The organism is bacterium (assembly GCA_021372515.1).
Taxonomy (GTDB): Bacteria; Gemmatimonadota; Glassbacteria; order GWA2-58-10; family GWA2-58-10; genus JAJFUG01.
Genome location: JAJFUG010000044.1, coordinates 24,245 through 44,212 on the forward strand (window position 1 = coordinate 24,245; position 19,968 = coordinate 44,212).

8 protein-coding genes are annotated in these 19,968 nt (G+C 61.7%); 1 reads left to right on the forward strand and 7 read right to left on the reverse strand.

Features of this window, described 5'->3' with window-relative positions:
- Window positions 1–8 precede the first annotated feature (8 nt).
- Complete coding sequence (locus LLH00_04200) at window positions 9–3,674, reverse strand: GHKL domain-containing protein (protein ID MCE5270465.1); 3,666 nt, start codon at window positions 3,672–3,674, stop codon at window positions 9–11.
- A 167-nt stretch (window positions 3,675–3,841) separates the two neighbouring features.
- Window positions 3,842–6,628 (reverse strand): hypothetical protein, encoded by a 2,787-nt coding sequence (locus LLH00_04205; GenBank protein MCE5270466.1) that lies wholly within the window; start codon window positions 6,626–6,628, stop codon window positions 3,842–3,844.
- Window positions 6,629–7,442: 814 nt separating this feature from the next.
- Here LLH00_04205 and LLH00_04210 point away from each other — a divergent pair.
- Window positions 7,443–11,885, forward strand: a complete 4,443-nt coding sequence (locus tag LLH00_04210) for a PAS domain S-box protein (GenBank protein ID MCE5270467.1) — start codon at window positions 7,443–7,445, stop codon at window positions 11,883–11,885.
- A gap of 28 nt (window positions 11,886–11,913) precedes the next feature.
- Here LLH00_04210 and LLH00_04215 read toward each other — a convergent pair whose 3' ends face one another.
- The 5 genes from LLH00_04215 to LLH00_04235 all read right to left on the reverse strand — a co-directional run.
- Complete coding sequence (locus LLH00_04215; protein ID MCE5270468.1) at window positions 11,914–13,068, reverse strand: right-handed parallel beta-helix repeat-containing protein; 1,155 nt, start codon at window positions 13,066–13,068, stop codon at window positions 11,914–11,916.
- Window positions 13,069–13,322: 254 nt separating this feature from the next.
- Window positions 13,323–14,156, reverse strand: a complete 834-nt coding sequence (locus LLH00_04220) for a hypothetical protein (protein MCE5270469.1) — start codon at window positions 14,154–14,156, stop codon at window positions 13,323–13,325.
- A gap of 185 nt (window positions 14,157–14,341) precedes the next feature.
- Window positions 14,342–15,583 carry a PorV/PorQ family protein gene (locus LLH00_04225; protein MCE5270470.1) on the reverse strand — a complete coding sequence of 414 codons (1,242 nt, stop codon included), beginning with the start codon at window positions 15,581–15,583 and terminating at the stop codon, window positions 14,342–14,344.
- A gap of 69 nt (window positions 15,584–15,652) precedes the next feature.
- The gene (locus LLH00_04230; GenBank protein MCE5270471.1) at window positions 15,653–18,931 is read right to left on the reverse strand and encodes a hypothetical protein; all 3,279 of its coding nucleotides are present in this window, start codon (window positions 18,929–18,931) and stop codon (window positions 15,653–15,655) included.
- A gap of 85 nt (window positions 18,932–19,016) precedes the next feature.
- A partial coding sequence (locus tag LLH00_04235; protein ID MCE5270472.1) for a hypothetical protein occupies window positions 19,017–19,968 on the reverse strand: 952 nt, incomplete at its 5' end.

Below are 19,968 nucleotides of genomic sequence, written 5' to 3' on the forward strand. Positions count from 1 at the left end.
CCCTATCCCTATTCTACGTGGATGAGCGGAATCTCGACCAGAAAGACCGCCCCGCCCGCGGCGGCATCGGAGACTTTGACCCGTCCGCCGAACTCCTCCGCAAAGCGCTTCACAATCGCCAGGCCGAGGCCCATGCCCTGTTCCGGCTTCTTGGTGGTGAAAAACGGGTCGAACAGCTTGTCCCGCAGCTCCGCAGGCACTCCGGGGCCGTTGTCCTCCACCGCCAGGCAGGCCGAGCCGTTATCCTGGTACAGCCTGATCCGGATCGATTTGTCCCCGCCGTCCACCGTGTCCAGGGCGTGGATTGCGTTCACCACCAGGTTCAGCACGATCTGCTCGGTGTTGACCTTGTTGGCCTGGACCAGGATGGACTTGTCCTTTTCCTCGAGTGCGAGATCTATGCCATGCGAATCAAGCTGGCCGCGGACCAGGAGCAGGGCGCTGTGCACGGCCTTGTTCAGGCTGATTATCTCGGTCCGACCGCCACCCGGCGAGGCCCAGTAGGAGCGCATCTGGCTGATTATCCTCGAAATACGGCCCACGCTGCCCGAGATCGAGAGCAGCAGTTTCTCGTACTGTTCCGGGAGTATGCCCGCGTTCTTCCGGAGCCAGAAAAACACGGTGTCCGCCACGGCCTTGATGTCGTTGAGCGGCTGGTTGATCTCGTGCGTTATCCCGGCCGCGATCACGCCGATGGAGGCCAGACGCGCGGCTTTCTCGGCCATCTGGATCGACTCGCCCTGCTTTTTCTCAGCCTCCAGGCGGGCCTGGAAATGACAGAACCGTTCCCAGGCGTTGGTGATTATGTCCGTGGCGGTCTGGAAGAATTCGAGTTCCTCCGGTTTCCAGCCGTACCTCTCCCGGCGGCCGAAACAGACCAGCCGGACTACCTGCCCGGAAATGAGCAGCGGGAAGATACAGACCGAGCCCAGAGCGAGCCCCAGGAAGAAATCGCGCCGCTCCGGCTCCAGGGCGCGGACATCCTCCGAGACAAAACACCCGCTCTGCCTGATCCGCTGCAGCAGCCAGTGGGTCAGGACGATGGCTTTCTCACCCCGGTTCTCCCGGGCGGTGGGATCATCCTGCGCGCACTTTTCCCCGCTCCCCGCCTCCGACTGGCCGTCCGGGAGTGGTTCGAGAAGGCAGGCCTCATCCAGGCCCATCTGCTCGGCAATCGCAAGCATGATCTCCTCCACCGCCTCCTGGAACGAGACCGACGAGCTCATGCGCGAGGCGATCGCGGCCAGAAGGCTCTGGTGCTTGAGCATGACCTCCAGGCTGGAATGCTGCTGCTGAAGGTCGCGGGTGCGCTCGACCACGAGCTTTTCGAGCAGGACATGCCGGTGGACCGCGTAACCCAGAAGGATGAGGATGACCGTGCCACCGATGGTCATGATGATCTGGAAACCGAGTTCCCGGTACCAGGGCACGAGCACGGTGAACCCGAACCCCGCCGGCTCGGGAGTGACATTCAGATTGTCGTCCATGGCCCGGACCTCGAAACGGTGCGGGCCGTAGGGCAATTTGTTGTACACGGCCACGTTACCGGGCTTGAACTGCGACCACTCGCCGCTGTCCAGACGGCAGGAGTACAGAAGGCGCTCGGTGCGGGTCTGTTTCCAGCGGTCCGCACCGGAAAAGATGAGCCGCACCTCGCCATCCGGCGGGGTTTCCCGCAAATTCTCATTTTCGGGAACGAAAGTCAGGGGCGGGTCGGCGTCCGCCTCCGGGTGGTACAGGCTCAGGCCGCCGATAGTGCCGGCCCAGACCCGCCCGCGGCTGTCCTGGAAGATCGAGAAGACCGCCGTGTTCGGCAGTCCGTCCTCGATGGAGTTGGTGACCCAGGCGCCGTCCCGCCAGCGGTGGATGCCGTTGCCGCTGCCGACCCAGACTGTCCCGTCCTTGCCCCTTACTATCGAGCGCACGCTGGCCAGGCCCGAGCGCACCAACGACCAGCGCTCCCCGTCGTACTCCTGGATAGCGTCCCGTCCCCCGACCCAGACCCGGCCCTTAGCGACCTCGCAGATACAGAACACACTCCCCCCGGTGTAGCCGTCCGCCGGACCGAAAGACCTGAATTGACCCTGGCGGTACAGCGCGATGCCGTTGCCGAACGTGCTGGCGATCCAGAGGTCGCCGCTCTCGGTCTCGTAGAGGTAGCGCAGGTTGCTGATATTGCTCTGCTGGTTCACGTCCAGAAAATGCTTGAAGCTGTGCCCGTCGTAGACCTCCAGACGGAAAACGGAGGAATCGGCCGCGGGGTGAGTCTCGACCCAGAGCGTACCGTCCCGCCGGGGAGCGATCAGCCGGATGTAATGTACATCTGACTTGCTTATCGCCACCTGCTGGGGGTGCGGCACAAACCCGAAGCTTTCCCTGACCGGGTCGAAGGTGAGCAGCGAATCCTGGTACTTCAGCGTTCCGATCGCGATACGGCCATCCGGCAGGCTGCTGATCGACTGGGTCATGTAGGGATGGGTTTCCACGCCCTTCGGCAGCGGATAGATTGTCCAGTAGTTGTCCTGAAAGTGCAGCAACTGGTAGACCGCCGCAAACCAGAGCCCTCCCTGGCGGTCCTCGCAGATCGAATGGATGCGGCTGTCGACCTGACGGACCTGCACCGGGGTCCTCCATATCGGCGGGGTATACCGGGCCAGACCGTGGGAGGTCGCCAGCCAGAACACTCCCTGCTCCCCGACTGCGACATCGAACAGCTCCCCGGAGAGCAGACCGGCTTTCTCCTGGACTTTCTCCTTTCCCCCCAGGATCAGGGAAAGCGCCTGATGTTCCTTGACCGCCCAGAAGCTGCTGTCCTGTCCCGGCCAGCCCTTGATCACCTCGCCGCTGTAGCCGGTGAGAACCCGCCAGCCGGTCCCGTCAAAATGGACCATTTCTTTCCGGCCGCTGCGGGCGTTCACTCCCACGGCCACCAGTTCTCCATCCGGTGCACAGCTCAGGGTCTGAAAGTTTTTCAATCCCGTGCTCAGCAAGGGGAAAGCCTGCCATTGCAGGCCGGCGCCCCCGGCTTGCCGGGTGAGACGGCAGACACCCCTTTCGGCGGTCAGCCAGATATTGTCCGCTGCATCAATGTTCATGTCGATAAAGCGGCCCAGACCAATATTCTCAGCCGTTACGGCGACTGCCCGGCTGCCTGTGGCGATGTCGAAGCGGCCCAGCGATGCAGGCAGAAGGAAAAAGAAACTGTCCTTTTCCCCCGGCAGCATGAGTATACGGGCGTTAATCTTGGGACCGTCTTCATCTACTTTGGAGGCAAGGCTTTCAATTTCATCCACCGTGTACTGGGTCAATCCACCGTCGCTTAGCAGGTATGCATTGCCGGTAGCGAAAACCCAGATTTGGCCCGCTCCGCTCTCATACACACGCCCGTTCCCGCTGACCTCATAAGAATAGCGGACAAACCCTCCATCCGGCGCCGGCCAGCCGTCCAGACGGCCCAGTTTGGTCGTTTCTCCATGGGAAATATAGACTTGTCCGTCACGGCAGATCGAGACCCCGCTTGTATAGGGACCCGACAGGCCGTCCTCCACGCCGAAAAACCGCCATTCGGCCTGCTGCTGGCAGTTTGCCCCACGGATGCACAACAGCAGCGCGGCCGCTCCCAAGAACAGGGCGACGGCCAGCGGGCGCCAGATTGTGTAAACCGGGTGCGGCATAGGCCAGGGGTCTCCATAAAACCTTCAACTTGCACTCCGGCTGTCTCGAAAACAGGCCGCGGTGAATTCAGACCCGATTGTAGCATACTCAGGCAGGCAAGAACAATACCCGGCTCCATTCCATGCAACAACCGCACCAGAGAATTCCACCTCGCCCGCGGGTCGGCTCATTTCAGCCCGATCAGGAGTTTCCGGGCGCTGCGCTCCACATTCCAGCCGTCGGTCTGAAGGTTCAGCTCCAGACCGCTCAAGTCCGCGGCCCGCCCGGTCACCTGGAGCGAGGCGCGCAGGGTGCGCTTTTCCCCGGGCAGAAGGTTGATGTAATTGTCATCCAGGTAGAAACGCACGCCCTCCGGCAGGTCGGTGACCAGGGTCTCCAGGCCCATAATCGCGTTGGGGCCGCGGTTGACATAGGTTATCTCGAACTGTTTTTCCTCGCCGCGCGCCAGGCTCTTGGGAAGCTGAGCCAGGGCCGGCTGAATCCCATTCTTGGCCCACCGTCCGTACTCGCCGAAGAAGCCGCCCGAGACGCTGTGACGGTCCGCGTCGCCGATCAGGCCGGTGTACTCGTTGCGCACCAGGAAAAGGCCCTGCGCGTCGAACACCTCCAGCCGGAGAAGGAAATTGTGCTCCGGGCTGCCCGTGGGCACGGTCCAATCCAGCTTACCCAGGCAGGCGGCGCCGTAGGCCCCCACCGAGCCGCTGAATGCTTTGCTGTACACCCGCGCGGCTTTTTCGCCCAGGTATATCCCGGCCGTGACCTTTAGTCCGTTCATAGCCTGAAGGTTGTCGTTCACCAGGCAGATGTCCAGATTATAGGGCTCGCCGGGCTTCAGGACCGCGTACTGCTGCGAGGCGATAACCTGAAGCGGAAGGCCGGAGCGCTTGAACGTGTAGTAATGGTTCTTGCAGGTGCCGTACCAGTCGACCATGGACCAGGAGGTGGTGGGCCAGACATCGTTCATGGCCCAGAACAGGCAGCCCGAGACCTTGAACCGTTCCAGGCGCGTGTTTTCGAGCTGGGACTGCCAGCCGATGACGTTGTTCAGCATCTCGATCCGGATCAGCTCGTCCAGGTTGCGCGGCACGCCGTAGAGCGAGTCGTTGCCGTGCACGTCCGCGATCAGCTCCACGTTGTGGAAAGCCAGGGGAACAGTGTTGGGCTCGATCGGGAACAGCTCGTCCTCTTTCAGGAACTTGAGCATGTCCGAGCGCGGCGGCCAGGACTGCTGGTAGCCGCCCTCGCTCACGAAACTGCCGTAGCGGGCCGCACGCCCGGCCGTGGGGAGAATGCCCATCCCGCCGTGCACATCGCCGCCGTGCGGGGAGGACTTGTGGAACTGACGGGTCCCGTCATAACGGCGGCAGAGCTCGCGCAGGTGCTCGATCTGCCACAGACGGTCGCTGCGGGTGGCGTCGAACTCGTTGCCCCCGCAGTAGAGGACCAGGCTGGGGTGGTTGCGGGTGCGGACAATGTTGGCCTCCACGGCCTGCCAGGAGAGGTCCTGCGGCTGGGCGTTGGAGAAGCTGCCGACCCAGAAATCCTGCCAGACCAGTATTCCCAGGCTGTCGCAGAGGTCGTAGAACGTGTCGGTCTCGTAGAGGCCCTCGCCCCAGACCCGGAACATGTTGACCCCGGCCCCGGCGGCCAGCCGCAGAAGGTACTCGTAGCGCTCCGGGGCCAGGTCGAGCATAGCGTCCACAGGGATCCAGTTCATCCCCTGGCAGAACACCTTGCGGCCGTTGATCTCGAACGTCCAGTCGTACCTGCCGCCTTCAAGCTCGGGGTCGACCCGGCGCTGATAGATGGACGTCACCGGAGCATCCGACTCCTCGTTGCGCACCATCCTGAGCGTGCGAACCCCGAAACGCTCCTGGGCCCGGCTGAGCATGGCCCCGCTTTCATCCACCAGAGCGGCCTCGATCCGGTACAGGGGCTGGCCTCCCAGGGGCAGCGGCCACCACAGCTCGGGCCGCTCCAGGCTGAACGTGTCCGACAGGCAGAGCCGCCCACCGGCCGGGACCGAGACCGCAAGGGTCCGCTCCAGGGCCACGCTCTCCCGGCCGCCGGGGCGCACACTGTAGCGCAGCTCGGCCGTGCGGGTCCTGTCGCTCTCGTTGCGCAGGTTGAAATCCACCGCCAGACGGGCCGCCGCACCGCCGCCGTCCAGCTCAACGGTCCGGACAAACAGGTTGTCCAGGCTCAGGAAATCCGAGGCCACGAGCCGGATCGGCTGCAGGATGCCCAGCGGCACCAGGTGCGGGCCCCAGTCCCAGCCGAAAAAACACTTGGACATCAGGAACTCGCCAGCCTGGGGGTTGGTGGGTGTCACATGCGGCCGCTTGTGCAGCGATCCGTCCATGGTGTGCCAGTCGATGAATTTCAGGTCCGGTATGGCCTTGGAGGAGTTCTCCGGCGCCCGCAGACGGATCGCGACCACGTTGCTCCGGCCGAACTGAAGGCCTTTCTGCACCTCGATGTCCAGCGGCTGGTAATCGCCGACTGTCACGCCGCACCAGGTCTGGTTCACCCAGACATCCGCGCGGTAATTGATCAGGTTGCACTTGAGCGCCACCCGCCGTCCCCGCCACGCCTCCGGGATGTCGACAGTCCGGGTGAACCACCACTCCCGGTCCTCCACCCACTTGAGCGAATCGCAGTTTTGCTCCACGTAGGGGTCGGGAACCCGCCCCAGGGCGAACAGGTTGTGCTGCACGCTGCCCGGCACCTGCGCGCAGAGCGCGCCGCCGGTCAGTTGAGCGGTGTCGGGCGGCGGATCGACCAGGGTGATCGCCAGGCTGGGTTTCCACATCCCCATGCCGATCACGAAATCCTTCATCCGCCAGGCGCCATCCAGCGAAATCTCATCCGGCGAGGCGGCCGCCCGGATCGTGGGAGCAAAGCCGAAAGCAACGAGGCAGACTGCCAGCAGAAAGGTGAGACGGGTTTTCATGACGGGATACCCCCTGACGGAATTATGCAGTCGCAAGCCGTGCGGACCGGCTCCCTGGATTGGAATCGGCGCGAAGTTTGATACGCCCCTAAAATTAAGGCCGGCCCGGAAATTGGCAACTGCTTCGGCCCGGGTGTCATCGAGAGGCGATTCCGCCGCGGCCGAAAGTTGCCTTCGATTTCCGGTATGGTTTGTGCTTTTTTTGTGGTAAGGAAAGCAAAATCTCCTCGACAGACGGATGCCGCGGCCTACACACTCTTCAAGGGAAACGACAGGTAAAACCGTCCCAAAGTTCAGGGGCTCTGGACGCAGGGCTTGAGGCGGATAATGCTGACAGTCCCGGCGGGCTCATCCCTCAAGAACACCCTGAATATGCGTATCACCAGATAGCCGGACATCGGTTCGGGACAAAAAACAGGGCCTGGGAAGACCTCCCGGGCCCTGTCCGTTTATGGCCGGACATATCAGAGGTCTTCTAAATGTCCTGCGTGTGTGGCCCGGGAGTTGACAGAACCGGTCCGAGCCACCCCGGGAAATGATGTTTTCAGCCCCCGGTTACGGCCGATCGGCAGCACATTTCATTTTTTTAGGCAGTAAACACCCCACCCGTTCTACAAAGATACACTGTCAGATCAGCCCGACCGGGCCGCAGTGCGCAGGCGGGCGCAAAAACAGGCCGGTTCATGAGGAGCGTTCCCACGGTTTACAACCATTTGACATCCTTCGCAGTAGGGAGTAAAATCAAGAAAAATTGCATTCACTTTTTTCTGTTTCCATTTGTTGAGGGATACCTCGGGCTGTTCAAGGATGATAAATGGATAAAAAAGAAGTGAATGCCGATGACCTGAAAGAAATTACCAGCTTGCGTCAGAAAGTGGCGCAACTGGAAGCCGACAACAGGCGCCTGAGGAAGACAGAACCGTCCTCCGGCGCGCTGCTGCAATCGCTCGCTGGCAGAATCCCCGATCTGGTGTACAGGCTGGACACGGAAGGCCGTATTGTCTACGTGAACGAGGTGGTAAGCAACTACGGCTGCACCCCCTCCCAGTTGATCGGAAAAAGCATCCTCGATTATGTCCACCCCGAGGATTTCGATCTGGCCCGTTTCCGTCTGAACGAACGCCGCACCGGCGACCGCGCCACCCACCTGTTCGAAATACGTCTTCGGTTCCCCCACGGAACAGTCGAGGCTCAATCCCCCGATGCCCCTGAGCCTGAGCCTTATCTTTTTACGGTCAGCGCCGAGGGCCTTTACCGGTCGGAGAAGCCCCGGGCCGATACATTCATCGGCACCCAGGGTATCGCCCGCGACATCACGGAGTGCAAGAGGATAAAACAGGCCCTCCATCTGAGCGAAAACCGTCTGCTGGAAGCGCAGCGCGTGGCGCAGGTCGGAAGCTGGGAGCTGGATATCCGGTCCCGCGCACTGTGGTGGTCGGATGAAGTATTCAGGATATTCGGTTTCGAGCGCGACAAATTCGACGGGACGATGGAGACTTTCTTCCGTTGTGTTCACCCGGACGACAAGCAGATGCTGGAAGATCTCACGCTCGCGGCCTGGAACGACCGGCAGCCTTTCGATGTGGACCATCGCATAATAAGACCGGACGGTGAAATCCTTACGGTGCACGAATTGGCGGAAGTGACTTTCGATGACAGCAGCCTTCCGGTGCGCATGATCGGCACGGTGCAAGATATCACCGACCGAAAGGCGGTCGAGCTGGCCCTCCGTGAAAGCGAGGAAAATTTCCGCAGCCTCTACGAGGCGATTTCAAGCGGCGTGTTCGTGCAGACCAGCGATGGAAAACTGATCCAGGCCAATGATATCGCCCTGGAAATCCTGGGGCTGAAGGCCGAGGATTTCCTGAGCCGCGATTCGTTCCATCCCTCCTGGAGAGTCTACGATGACCAGGGCAACCTGCTGCCTCCGGAGCGCCACCCCTCGATGCTGACCCTGGCCACCGGCAAACCGCTGCGGAATTTCCCCCTCCGGGTGATCCAGGGTGATGGGCAAGAATCACGCTGGCTACTGGTCAGCACCCAGCCGGTGTTCATCTCCGGCGGGAAAAAGCCGGACCGGGTGGTGGCCTGCCTTACCGACATCACCGCGCAGAAACAGGCCGAATACGCACTGGAAGAGGAAGTGCTCCGGCGGCGTGTGCTGGTCGATCAGTCCAGGGACGGGATCGTGGTGCTGGACGACGGGGGCAAGGTGTTCGAGGCGAACCGGCGCTATGCCGAGATGCTCGGATATACGCCAGAGGAGGTCCTCCAGTTGCATGTCTGGGATTGGGATGCCCGCTGGGACCGTGGAAAGCTGCTCCAGATGATCCACACGGTCGACGAGAAGGGGGATTTCTTCGAGACCCGCCACCGGCGCAAGGACGGGAGTATATTCGAGGTCGAGATCAGCACCAACGGCGTGCTGATCGGCGGGAACAAATATATATTGTGTATCTGCCGCGATATTACTTGCCGCAAGCAGGCCGAGCAGGCCCTGCGCGAGAGCGAGGGACGCTTTCACGACTTGTTCGAGCACGCTCCCCTCGGCTACCAGTCGCTGGACGAGGATGGCAGAATCATCGAGGTAAACGAGGCCTGGCTCGAAACTCTCGGCCACGCCCATGAGGAAGTCATCGGAAAGTGGTTCGGCGATTTCCTGGCCACCGAATACGTCGAGGCGTTCCGCGAACAGTTCAGGCGGTTCATATCAGCCGGCAGAATACATGCCGAATTCGAAATGCTGCGAAAGAGCGGCGAGAGACGCTACATCGCCTTCGAGGGCCGGGTCGCCCACGCTCAGGATGGGACTTTCAAGCAGACGCATTGTATCCTGCTGGATATCACCGAAAGTAAAAGGGCCGAAAACGCACTGCTGTCTCTGGTGCTCGATACGACCGGACCGACAGGCACGGAGTTTTTCAATCAGATGGTCCGCTGGCTGAACCGCTGGCTCGGAACGGACATCGCGCTGATCAGCGAGAGCGGGGCGGACGGCATCCAGAGAAGCCTGGCCATGGAAACCGACGGTCTGCCGGTGGAGCATTTCGAGTACACGCTGGCCGGAACGCCGTGCGAAAACGCCTCCCAGAAAGGTTTCTGCCATTATGCCGAAAGCCTGGGACACCTGTTCCCGAACGCCAAAGATGTTGAAAGGTTCAATATCCAAGGGTATGCCGGCATACCGATGCGCAACGGCAAGGGAGAGACCCTGGGCGTGATCTGCGTCATGTCGCACGGCAACCTGCACCTTCCCCAGTGGGCCGAGCCGATCATGAGCATGCTCTCGGCCCGGTCCGCCGCCGAATTCGAACGCATGCGGGCGGAAACCAGGCTCGTTCACTCCCACACGCTCATGCGCTACATCATTGCGCATGCCCAAAGCGCGATCGCGGTTCTGGACAGGGACATGCGTTACATTTTCGTCAGCGAGCATTTCCTCAACGACTACAAGGTGAAAGAGAAGGATGTCATAGGCAAGTGCCATTACGACGTGTTCACCGACCTGCCCGTAAGACTGCGGGAAGTGCACCGTCAGGCCCTGGCCGGAGTGGTTTCCAGCGCAGACGAGGACCCCTTTTACCGCGAGGACGGGTCGGTGGATTGGACGCGCTGGGAATGCCGTCCCTGGCACGAGGAAAACGGTGCTGTCGGCGGGATTGTCCTTTACACGGAAGTGATCACCGAGCGGATCAATGCGCTGAACAAGCTGCGAGAGAGCGAGGAGCGCCTGAGCTTTGTTCTGTCGGGGGCGGGCATGGGCTGGTGGGACTGGGACCTGGCAGCCGGCAAGGTCATGCGCAGCCAGGGCTGGGCCGACCTTCTGGGCTATACGTTAGAGGAGGTGCAGGCCCCCAATTTGTGGAACGAAATCTTGCATCCGGACGACCAGCTTGTAATCAACCGGATACTGGAAGATCATCTGGCCGGCCGGATACCGCTTGTCGAGTATGAGTGCCGTCTCAGGACCAAAGCGGGAGACTACATCTGGGTGCTGTCGCGGGGAAGGGTCGTGGAACGGGATGCCGAGGGAACGCCGCTGCGCCTTTCGGGGACTATCCTGAACATAACGGAGAACAAGAAGCTGGAAGATGAAAGGAAGAGCCTCGAGCGTCAGCTTCTTCAGGCACAGAAACTCGAGAGCCTGGGTGTGCTGGCCGGAGGGATCGCCCACGATTTCAACAACATTCTGGGAATTATCAGCGGCTACACGGAAATGGCCGAGCTGGATGTGATGACCGAGCCGGAAAGCGCCCTGGAATGCCTGCAACAGGTGGGCAAGGCTTCTGAACGCGCCAAAAGCCTGATCGAGCAGATACTGGCGTTCAGCCGCCGCTCGGAGCAGGAGAGACGGCCGCTGAAACTCAGCCTGATCGTGAAAGAGGCCCTCAAGATGCTGCGGGCCTCGATCCCCTCGACAGTGGAGATCCGTCAACGGGTTGACGACAACTCGGGGATCGTCCTGGCCGACTCGACCCAGATGCACCAGGTGATGATGAACCTGGCCACCAACGCGGCGTATGCCTTGCGCGAGCGGGGCGGCCGCCTGACTGTGGAGCTGATGGACACCGAGCTGGACAGTGCCGCCGCCACGGTCCTGCAGCTGGCCGAGGGCAAATATGTCATGCTGGTGGTCGGCGACACCGGCCAGGGCATCGCCCCCGAGATCAGGGACCGGATTTTCGACCCGTTCTTTACGACCAAACCCAAGGGCGAAGGCACTGGGATGGGGCTGGCGGTGGTGCATGGCATTGTCAGGGCGCACGGGGGGGCGATCGGGGTGGAGAGCGAACCCGGCAAGGGAAGCCGGTTCACGGTGTATCTGCCCCGGATCACCCAGGATTCCGAGCAGGAAGAGACAGAAGTGTACGATGATATCCCGGGAGGTAAAGAGAGCGTCCTGCTCGTGGATGACGAGGAAGGCATTCTGGCCGTGGGACGGATGGCCCTGAACCGGCTGGGCTACAGGATTACGGTCAGGCGAAGCGGACCGGAGGCGCTGGCGGCATTCCAGGCCGAACCCCAATCATACGACCTTGTCATAACGGACCAGACCATGCCCGGAATGACCGGACTGGAACTGGCAATCAAGATTCTCTCGATCCGGCCGGACCTGCCGGTGATAATCTGCACCGGCTACAGCGAAAAAATCACCCCGCAGATCGTGAGCCAGTACGGCATCAAGGAGATGATACTGAAGCCGTATCTGTGGGACAAAATGGCCCGGGTGATCCGCAGGATACTGGACAGACGATAAGCCGCTCAGTCAAGGACCTCGCGGCGGTTCAAGCCCTGGGGCATCCGACGTTGTTCTCGAATATATACCCCTCGCCGTGCTCCCCGAGATCGACCACCATCTGGTCCATATAGCCCTCGTAGAGCGCGTTGTTGGCTATCACCGAATGGCTGAGCTTGCGCAGGATGAACCCGACCTGCGGGGTGTACAGCCCCTGGCCGCCGTCATCGCGCCCGGCCGCGCAGGTGTTCGCGACGAAAGTCAGCCCGCTGCATTCCTCCAGGCGGACATGGCAGGAGCGCTCCCCCTCGGCCAGTTGCTTGCTGTCCTTGCCGCAGCGCCTGAACACGTTGCCGGTGACCGTGGTGGTGCGCATTTTCAGGGCGCAGATACCGGCGCCCCAGTTGCGGTCGAAGCAGTTGCCGGTCACGTTCCAGGCATCCCCGGCCAGGAGGTGCAGGCCGTATCCCCCGTTCCATTCGACCCGGTTGGCGGTGAACATCACCGTGGCCCCCACCTCGTCGCAGCCGAAACCGTGGCTGCCGTTGCCGGAGAACTGGTTGTCGGTCACGAAACCGTCCCAGCCGGTTATCTGGACCCCGCAGCCCTTGTTGTTCTGCATGATGCTGTGACGGATGATGAAGAGCCAGATGCGTTTCAGATACACACCATGGCCGGAAAATCCCGCTATCTTGCAGTCGTCGATGACAATGGAGTCCTCCTGGTCGCTGTATTTTTCGGCGTTGTTGAGGAAAACGCCGTGGATGGCTTTCTGCGACTCCCGACGGCCCTGCAGGAACAACCCTCTCAGGTGCACGCCGAAAGCGCCGGTGATGTTGAGCAGGCAGTCCGCCTCGTCGCTGTCCAGCACCAGCGTGGCCCCGGCGGGGCCACGGTAGCCCCACTGCGGTTCCGCCAGGACTGTGGTATGCTGGTGCACGCCGAGGCCGTGGCACAGGTAGCGTCCCGCCGGGAAATACGCCGTGCCGCCCACCGCCCCGGCCGCATCGAGAGCTTTCTGGATCGCCGCGGAATCCGGCGTTTTGCCATCCCCCTGAGCGCCGAAATCACGGACATTGAACACGGAGGAGTTCTGCGCGCCCGCGGATTCAGGCGTCAGGGCCGGGGCCGGGGCCGCTCCGGCAAGCTGGGCCAGGCCGAGAAAGCCGGCGCCCCGGATGAAGTCACGCTTCGTGATGTTCATAGTGGCAGCTCTTTCCGCCGAGGTTGATGTTCAGTCCCGCAGCTCCGCCGGGGCTGTCCGCCTGGAAGCTCGAAGCCAGACAAACAATAATGGACAATACAGGGGTAAATAATGGTGCGGCCCGGGAATTGTCAATAAGGACTGTGCGACGACCGACAGAGGTCCACGCTCGGACCGTCCGCAAAAAAAACGCGGCCCGGGACTGTGCCCGGGCCGCGCTCACCGCTGAATCTCAGTCCGTTGGGGCCGGATCCTCACTCGTACCGGCAGTACAGATCACCCCGGCGTCCCGTGTACCAGGGGTTGTTGCGCCGCGCCTCCGGTACGGCCGCGGGCTCCACATCGGCGTAGATGATGCCCTCCTTGTCCCAGATCTCGGTCAGCAGCGAGCCGTCATGGTTCGTGATATTGCTCCCGCCGCGGCAGTAGTAGCCGTTCTCGTTTTTCCCGCAGACACAGGAGGCGGCCATGATCATCGAGTTTATCTCGGCCAGGCGGGTCACCTCGCCGTGTCCCCTTTCGCCGCGGTTGTTCAGCCAGAACAGCAGGCTGCAGTCCTGGTTGGCGTAAGCGCGGGTCATCTCGGGGAAATCGCCGTCGTAGCAGATCATCACCCCGCTCTTGTGGCCTTTCACCCTGAAAGTCACCAACTCGTTGCCGGGCTCGTAGAAAGACGGCTCGTGACGCAGCCCCTTGGCTTTCCACCAGAGGTGCGTTTTCCGGTAGTTGGCCAGCACACCCGATGCGCCGACCAGGGTCGCCGCGATGAAATACCGTCCGGCCTCGCGCTCGGTCAGGCCCCAGAGGATCAGGGAATCACGGTCCTTAAGCAGAGCCTGGAAAGCCCGGCTCGTGGGGCCGTCCACCTCCTCGGCCAGCTCTTTCATGTTCTCCACGTAGCCGACCAGCAGCTCCTCATGGAACAGCACTATGTCCGCGCCGTGCTCCAGGGCCTCGGCGGCGAACGCCAGCGCCTTGGCCCGGTTGCTCTCCACCGCGCCGGGGACGCTTGCCTGCTGCACCACCGCGAGCCTCACCTTATCGGGGGTCTTGTCACCCTCCGCGGACCCGGGCGCTGATTCCTTCATACCCATTTTCCCGAGCACCAGGGCGCCCACGCCTCCGGCACCCGTAACGATAAAATCCCTTCTCGACACGCCGATCTCATTCATGTCCACCTCGGAGTCCGAATCTCTCCCGGTCTTCCGGTCCGGGGCAACAGTCCGGGCCGGAAGACCGGCGAAGGGTTGGCGGCTTCTGACTTCCAAGCTTGTCAGAAACCGAATGACAGGGTGAAGAAGTTGTTTGCACTCAGACGGCCGCTGTTCCTGTAGGCATAGCTGAATTCGATAAACCGCCCGCCCATCAGGCGCTTGAGGCCCCCGCCGAAACTGAGACCCTGCAGCGTGGGATCGTCCCCGTAATAGCTGTAGCCGAACTGGTCCTTGTCGTCCGTGAACTCATCGGTCTGGATTTTCCAGCCCATCCGGAGCGCCGCCGAAATGGCCGGGTTGAAATTGTAAGTCAGTTCGGTGCCCGTGGCGTAGCTGATAGGCATGTTGTTGTTGCGCCAGATTTCCCCAGCCGCCAGCCAGTTCGTCTTCTCATTGGTGTAAAGGTTGTAGGCCAGGGCCAGCTTGACCACCGTGGGCAGGCGGTAGGTGTGGGTGCGGATCATCATCTGACGGGTGTTGCGGGCCGAGATGGAGTAGATCGCCTCGTTCTCCCCAGGCTTCGAATCCCCTGAGTTGGAATAGTTCTCGTACCCGCTGGGGAACTGTCCGTCGAGATTTTCCGCCCCGACCTCGTACAATAGGTTCGAGCCGCGCATGGTGATATTGGTGCCCAGGTTCTGGATGGAGAAAGCGAACTTGACGTCGCGGCCGAAGAGCTCGGAGTAATAAATCCCGCCGGCATCGATCGCCATGGCGTTGCCGCCGACATTGCTGAACATCTCCTGATGGACGTACTTGACGTTGAGCCCGCCGCTGAAACGGTCCGAGAAATTGAAAGCCAGCGCGCCGCCCATCTGGAAATCGTAGGCCGAGAAATATCTCCCCGTGCCCTGCGGGCTGGACACGGTGGTCACCTCCATGTCCGGAATGTCCAGGTAGCCGAAAAACGCCCCCACGGTCACCCGGCCGTCGCCGACCGGCGCGGCGAACGCTCCATAGCTGTAAACCAGGTCCATGGTGTAGTCAACCAGGGTCAGCATCATCTCCCTGTGCTCCAGGAAACCCAGCCCGGCCGGGTTCCACCAGATGGAGGCGATATCGTCGGTGACAGCCGAGTAGGCGCTCCCCATGGCGATACCGCGCGCGCCGACAGGGATGGTCAGGAACTCGGCCGCACGCACTCCGGCAAATGAGGCGTCCTTTTGCCGACCCTCGGTAAGATATTTATCCAGACCGCTGTAATCCTGATTCGATACCCCCTGGGCCAGCAACGGCACGCCGGCCAGGCAAAAGAGCAGGAAAACAGTTATCGAGCCGCTGATGGCCGATTTCTTCAACATATGATTACCTCCGTATCTTCATCGAGGAATGGACTCGTAACATCCGTCCCGGCTGTCGCCTGAGCCGGTTCAGTTGACGATGTAGAACCGGCCGGTATAGGTCTTGTTCCTCGAATCAGTCACATGGTAGAAATAGAGGCCGCTGGCCACCAGCTGGCCGAAACGGTTCCGCATGTTCCAGGGCTCGGTGCCGCCGTGGTTGTCATAGCCGTGGTAGACATTGGGCTGGCTTTGGGTCAGACGGTCCCAGTCGGTGTATTCACCCCAGCCCTGACGGTTGTGGCCGATGTGGTTCAGCACGTTGACCAGCACCCCGCCCAGGGAGTAAATCCTGATCGTGCAAGAGCTGGGCAGGTTGATGAACTCGATGCGGCGGTTGGACGGAGACAGGTCGAGGAACGAGCTGGCCAGGTAGGGGTTCGGCGCCACCTTGATCTTGCTCAGGTCGGCGTCCTCCGCATCCATCGAGCTTTTCTTGATCTGGATGGTCCACTTGTCGCCCTCGAAAGGCATGTCGGCGTACTGCGTGAACACCGTCTTGTCGGCGTTCCAGGCGCCGAAAGCGTTGGTGGCTTTCCAGACCGTGCCCGGCGCGGGCATGACGATCCCGTCGCCGCCGTTGCCGGCGCCTTTGGAGACGCTCCACAGGCAGCCGTTGACCCAGAGCGCGAATTCGAGCGTGTTGTCCGAGGGCATCTTGTCCAGCATCTTCGCCGTGCGCTGGTCCTGCGGGATACGGTCCACAAAGGCCTGGTCGAAATAATTGCCCCGGCCGCCCACGGTCCGTTTACCGCCAATCTCGCCGCCGAAATCGGCCTGGACCTGGAAACCCCAGCCGTAGGTGTCGCAGAACCGGGTGAACGGCACCGGAATGCCGCGCGTCAGGTCCGTCACTTCGAGAGTCAGGTCGCCGCCTCCCGCATCTTTCCAGACGATCTCGAACACGCCGCTCCGCACGAAACCCACGTTGGTCGGGGAGGTGCCGCGGTCCACCGTCACCCCGCAGCCGCGCGCGCTGGGCAGGTACAAATCCCCGCCGGTGTACATGCCCGGGTCGATATCGAAATACACCCGGTTCCAGACGCTTACGTTGGTCAGCCCCTGGAAAGAGGTCTCCACCGAATAGCCGACACCGTCGGTATCCACCGGCCCCAGGAAAGTGGCGCTCTGCACGTTGTCGCCGCCGCCCTTGAGGGTCTGCGACAGGGTGGTCACCGCGCCGTCGGTTAAGGCCAGCTCACGAGTGCCGGCCGGGTAGTTGCCCGGGCAGCCCATGTCGTAGGAATTCATCCCGGTGACCGAGATGCTGATCGTTTTATCCGCGGTGATCTTCTCGTTGTTCACCGGCACGAACTTGAGCTCCTTGAGCGACGGGGCCAGCAGCTTGGGCGGCTCGGTGAGCTTGCCGCTGCCATCGCCGGCCAGACTGGCTGTCGTCTCGGCGGTATAGGCGCCGCCGCCGCTCGGGCTGAAAGTCACCTCGCCCATCGAGGCGCTCTTGAAATTGCTGGCCTCGCTGCGCGGGACCACGGCATAAAGCTGGTCCCCGGTCCTGTTCCAGGTCTTGCCGCCGACAATCGAATCGGGCGGCAGGCTGAACGCCTTGTCGTTCACCGGATCGTAGTTGATATCGTAAGCCTGCACCGCATACCAGACTTTCATCCCGTTTTTCATGCGGAAATAGGGCTTGTCGTCCTCGAGCCTGTCGATATAATAGAACTGAAGGTTGTTGGCGGTCTTGTTGAAATCGGCCAGCAGTTCCGAATGGGAGTCGCTGGGCCCGACAAAGCTGCGGTAGACCCGGAAGCCCTCGAAATCGTACTCCCGGTAATAGCCGTTGGGGTTGAGCCCGTTGGCTTCCAGGAAGTAGTAATAGGGATCGGGGGTCTGAAGGTTGATATCGCTCCAGGTGACTGTCACCTGGCGGTCTCCGGGAATGATGGTCAGGGGCGGGGCCTGGGGCGCCGAGGGCAAGGAATAACCGCTGTTGATCACCAGATCGGCCACCTCGGCATAGTGCTCCATCGGCGCCAGCACGTTCTGCATCATAGGATCATCCATGTTGGCCACGTCCAGGTCTGGACGGATGTAGGAGCTCAGTCCCGGGGGGCTGAGCATGTAGGCGAAATCAAAGACAACGGTGTCCCGCGGGGCGATGTCGTGCAGCTCACCGTAACAGGTGTAGATCAGCCAGGTGCCGTTCCCGCCCCAGACCCACTGGTTGTAGCGCGAGTCCTCCGGCCCGATCCGGCCCGGCCAGGCGCCGACCATGGACCTGCCTGTTACGGGGTTGGTCACGCCCTCGTACCAGCCCTGCGGTACGTCCATCGCCGCACGGTAGCCCTGGCCGTAGGTGAACCCGACAAAGATCTGCTTGGTGCCCGAAAATCCGAACTCCGAACCGCCCTGGTTGTGGGTGTGCAGGACAGAAAGGTCCATCTGTTCGCCGTTTTTGTCGCGCGGCGGGTTGACCATCTTGAAACCCAGCAGCGGGGCGACAGGCGGGGTGAAAGCGCCGAAGGATGGCGTCGTGGGATACACGACGGTGATCTTCTTCTCCGGGTGGATGGCCCAGGTGCCGACATTCGAGCCGTTGTAGCTGATACCGCGCATATGATTGATCATCAGCAGGCCATTCCAGGTGAAGCCGTCCGGGTTGGCGCTGCCGATCCCGGCGTATTCGGGAACCGAGTTGTACTTCATGTATTCGCTGGCGTTTTCCATGTAGACATGGCCGTAGCACATGTTGCTGCTTTCGGCGAAATCCAGGAAACGCAGGGTCCAGCCCATGTAGAAGCCCAGGTTCGGCCCGCCCCAGTCGGTGAACACGTCGCCGCTGTGCATGAAAACGGTCTCGCCGCTTTCGGTGATGTCCGGCGCGCCTGAGGCGGTGTGGCCGACACGTCCCTCGGCCGGCCACAGGGCCAGCTCATCCTTGTCCAGGGAACTCCAGACCCGGGCGTATGCGATTTTGGAGGATTGGGAATATATCTCCCCCGCGGCGGCCCACTGTTCGATCAGGTCGTGGGACTCGATCGAGCACAGGTTCGGCATCTGGTCGCGGATGTGTTCCACGCCCATGGTGTCGCCGGGCAGCCCGTCGCCGTCCAGGTCGGCGAACCCGTAGCACCCGATGGTCCAGCCGCCGTTGGTGATGAAATTGGTCGAGCCCCTGGGAAAGGCCAGGTTCCCGCTGCGCCAGGGCATGCACCAGCCGACCGCCAGGTCCCAGCCCAGGTTGTTGCCCTGCGATGTCCGCGACTGTTTCATCTCGGCCGCCGACTGACCGGCCAGGCTGACCAACAGTACAGCCAAGATGAAGATCATCGGAAACTTGTGTTTATGCATAGGAATTGTCCTCGTTGATTGACGGGTTTTGTCAGACTGCATATCCGGCAGGCCCCGGGAAAGAAATCCGCAAGTCCGGCGGCTATCAGAAATTCAGCTCCAGTCCCGTCCGGATCTGTCTGGCCCGGCCCCACATCCTCTTGTCCATGGTGTCATCCATGACCGACTGGGCGATCGCTCCCAGGGCCGCCTCATTCACGGTTAGAATGCCGTTGCCGTCAAAGTCGGCGTTGAACCGGGGCAGGTTGGCGTCACCGACAGAGAGGTCCGACCATTTCATGTCCACGCCACCTGTTTCGTGGGCATAGGGCTCGAGCGTGTAGCCGCTCGGGTACGGACGGTTGTCCCGGCTGTTGAAAGCGTTGAAGACCTCGGCAAACGCGCTCACCCTGCGCTGCGCCCCGAGGCTGAACTGCTTGGAGAACCGCAGGTCCAGATTGTAGTTCCAGCGGCCGCGGAAGAAATTCAGGCCGCCGACCCGCCGGCCGGAGGCGTCGCGGGTCAGGCTCAGGTCATCGTATTGGGTCCAGTTCGAGCCACCGATATCCAGGAGCGGCTCACCGCTCTGCAGCGAAAGGACCGCGTAAGCCCGCAGATTCCCGAGTATGGTGTTGGCCACTGTCCCGCTCCTGTAATCCTCCGGGAAGAGGTAGTCGAACTGGAAGGTGAGCTTGTGGGCGCGGTCGTTATCGATCGGCCGCAACTCGTCCGGCGACACGTAATGCTCTCCCGTGGCCGGGTCGAGATTGCCGATCAGGCTGGGAGTGTTGGGCGCGCTGCCGGTGGTCCGCGAGAACTGCAGGGTATACATCAGGTTGAACGCGAAGCTGTTGGAGAAGCGCTTGCGCAGGGTGAGGTCCACCCCCTTGATGTTGCCCATGTCGCGGTTCGTCGCACCGGTGAACCAGTCGCGGATGCGCTCCTCGGTTTTCCATTTCCAGTAGTCCCGGAAGAACTCCTTGGTCGCCAGGTTGCCGTCAATGTCCCGGTAATAGGCCACCAGGTCCATGACCATGTCGTCGGTCAACAGGTAGCTC

Excerpts from the sequence above, each read along its gene's own strand:
- LLH00_04200 (MCE5270465.1), bottom strand. The coding sequence starts at position 3,674 with ATGCCGCACCCGGTTTACACAATCTGGCGCCCGCTGGCCGTCGCCCTG.
- LLH00_04215 (MCE5270468.1), bottom strand. The coding sequence starts at position 13,068 with ATGAACATCACGAAGCGTGACTTCATCCGGGGCGCCGGCTTTCTCGGC.
- LLH00_04225 (MCE5270470.1), bottom strand. The coding sequence starts at position 15,583 with ATGTTGAAGAAATCGGCCATCAGCGGCTCGATAACTGTTTTCCTGCTC.
- LLH00_04220 (MCE5270469.1), bottom strand. The coding sequence starts at position 14,156 with ATGAAGGAATCAGCGCCCGGGTCCGCGGAGGGTGACAAGACCCCCGAT.
- LLH00_04205 (MCE5270466.1), bottom strand. The coding sequence starts at position 6,628 with ATGAAAACCCGTCTCACCTTTCTGCTGGCAGTCTGCCTCGTTGCTTTC.
- LLH00_04210 (MCE5270467.1), top strand. The coding sequence starts at position 7,443 with ATGGATAAAAAAGAAGTGAATGCCGATGACCTGAAAGAAATTACCAGC.
- LLH00_04230 (MCE5270471.1), bottom strand. The coding sequence starts at position 18,931 with ATGCATAAACACAAGTTTCCGATGATCTTCATCTTGGCTGTACTGTTG.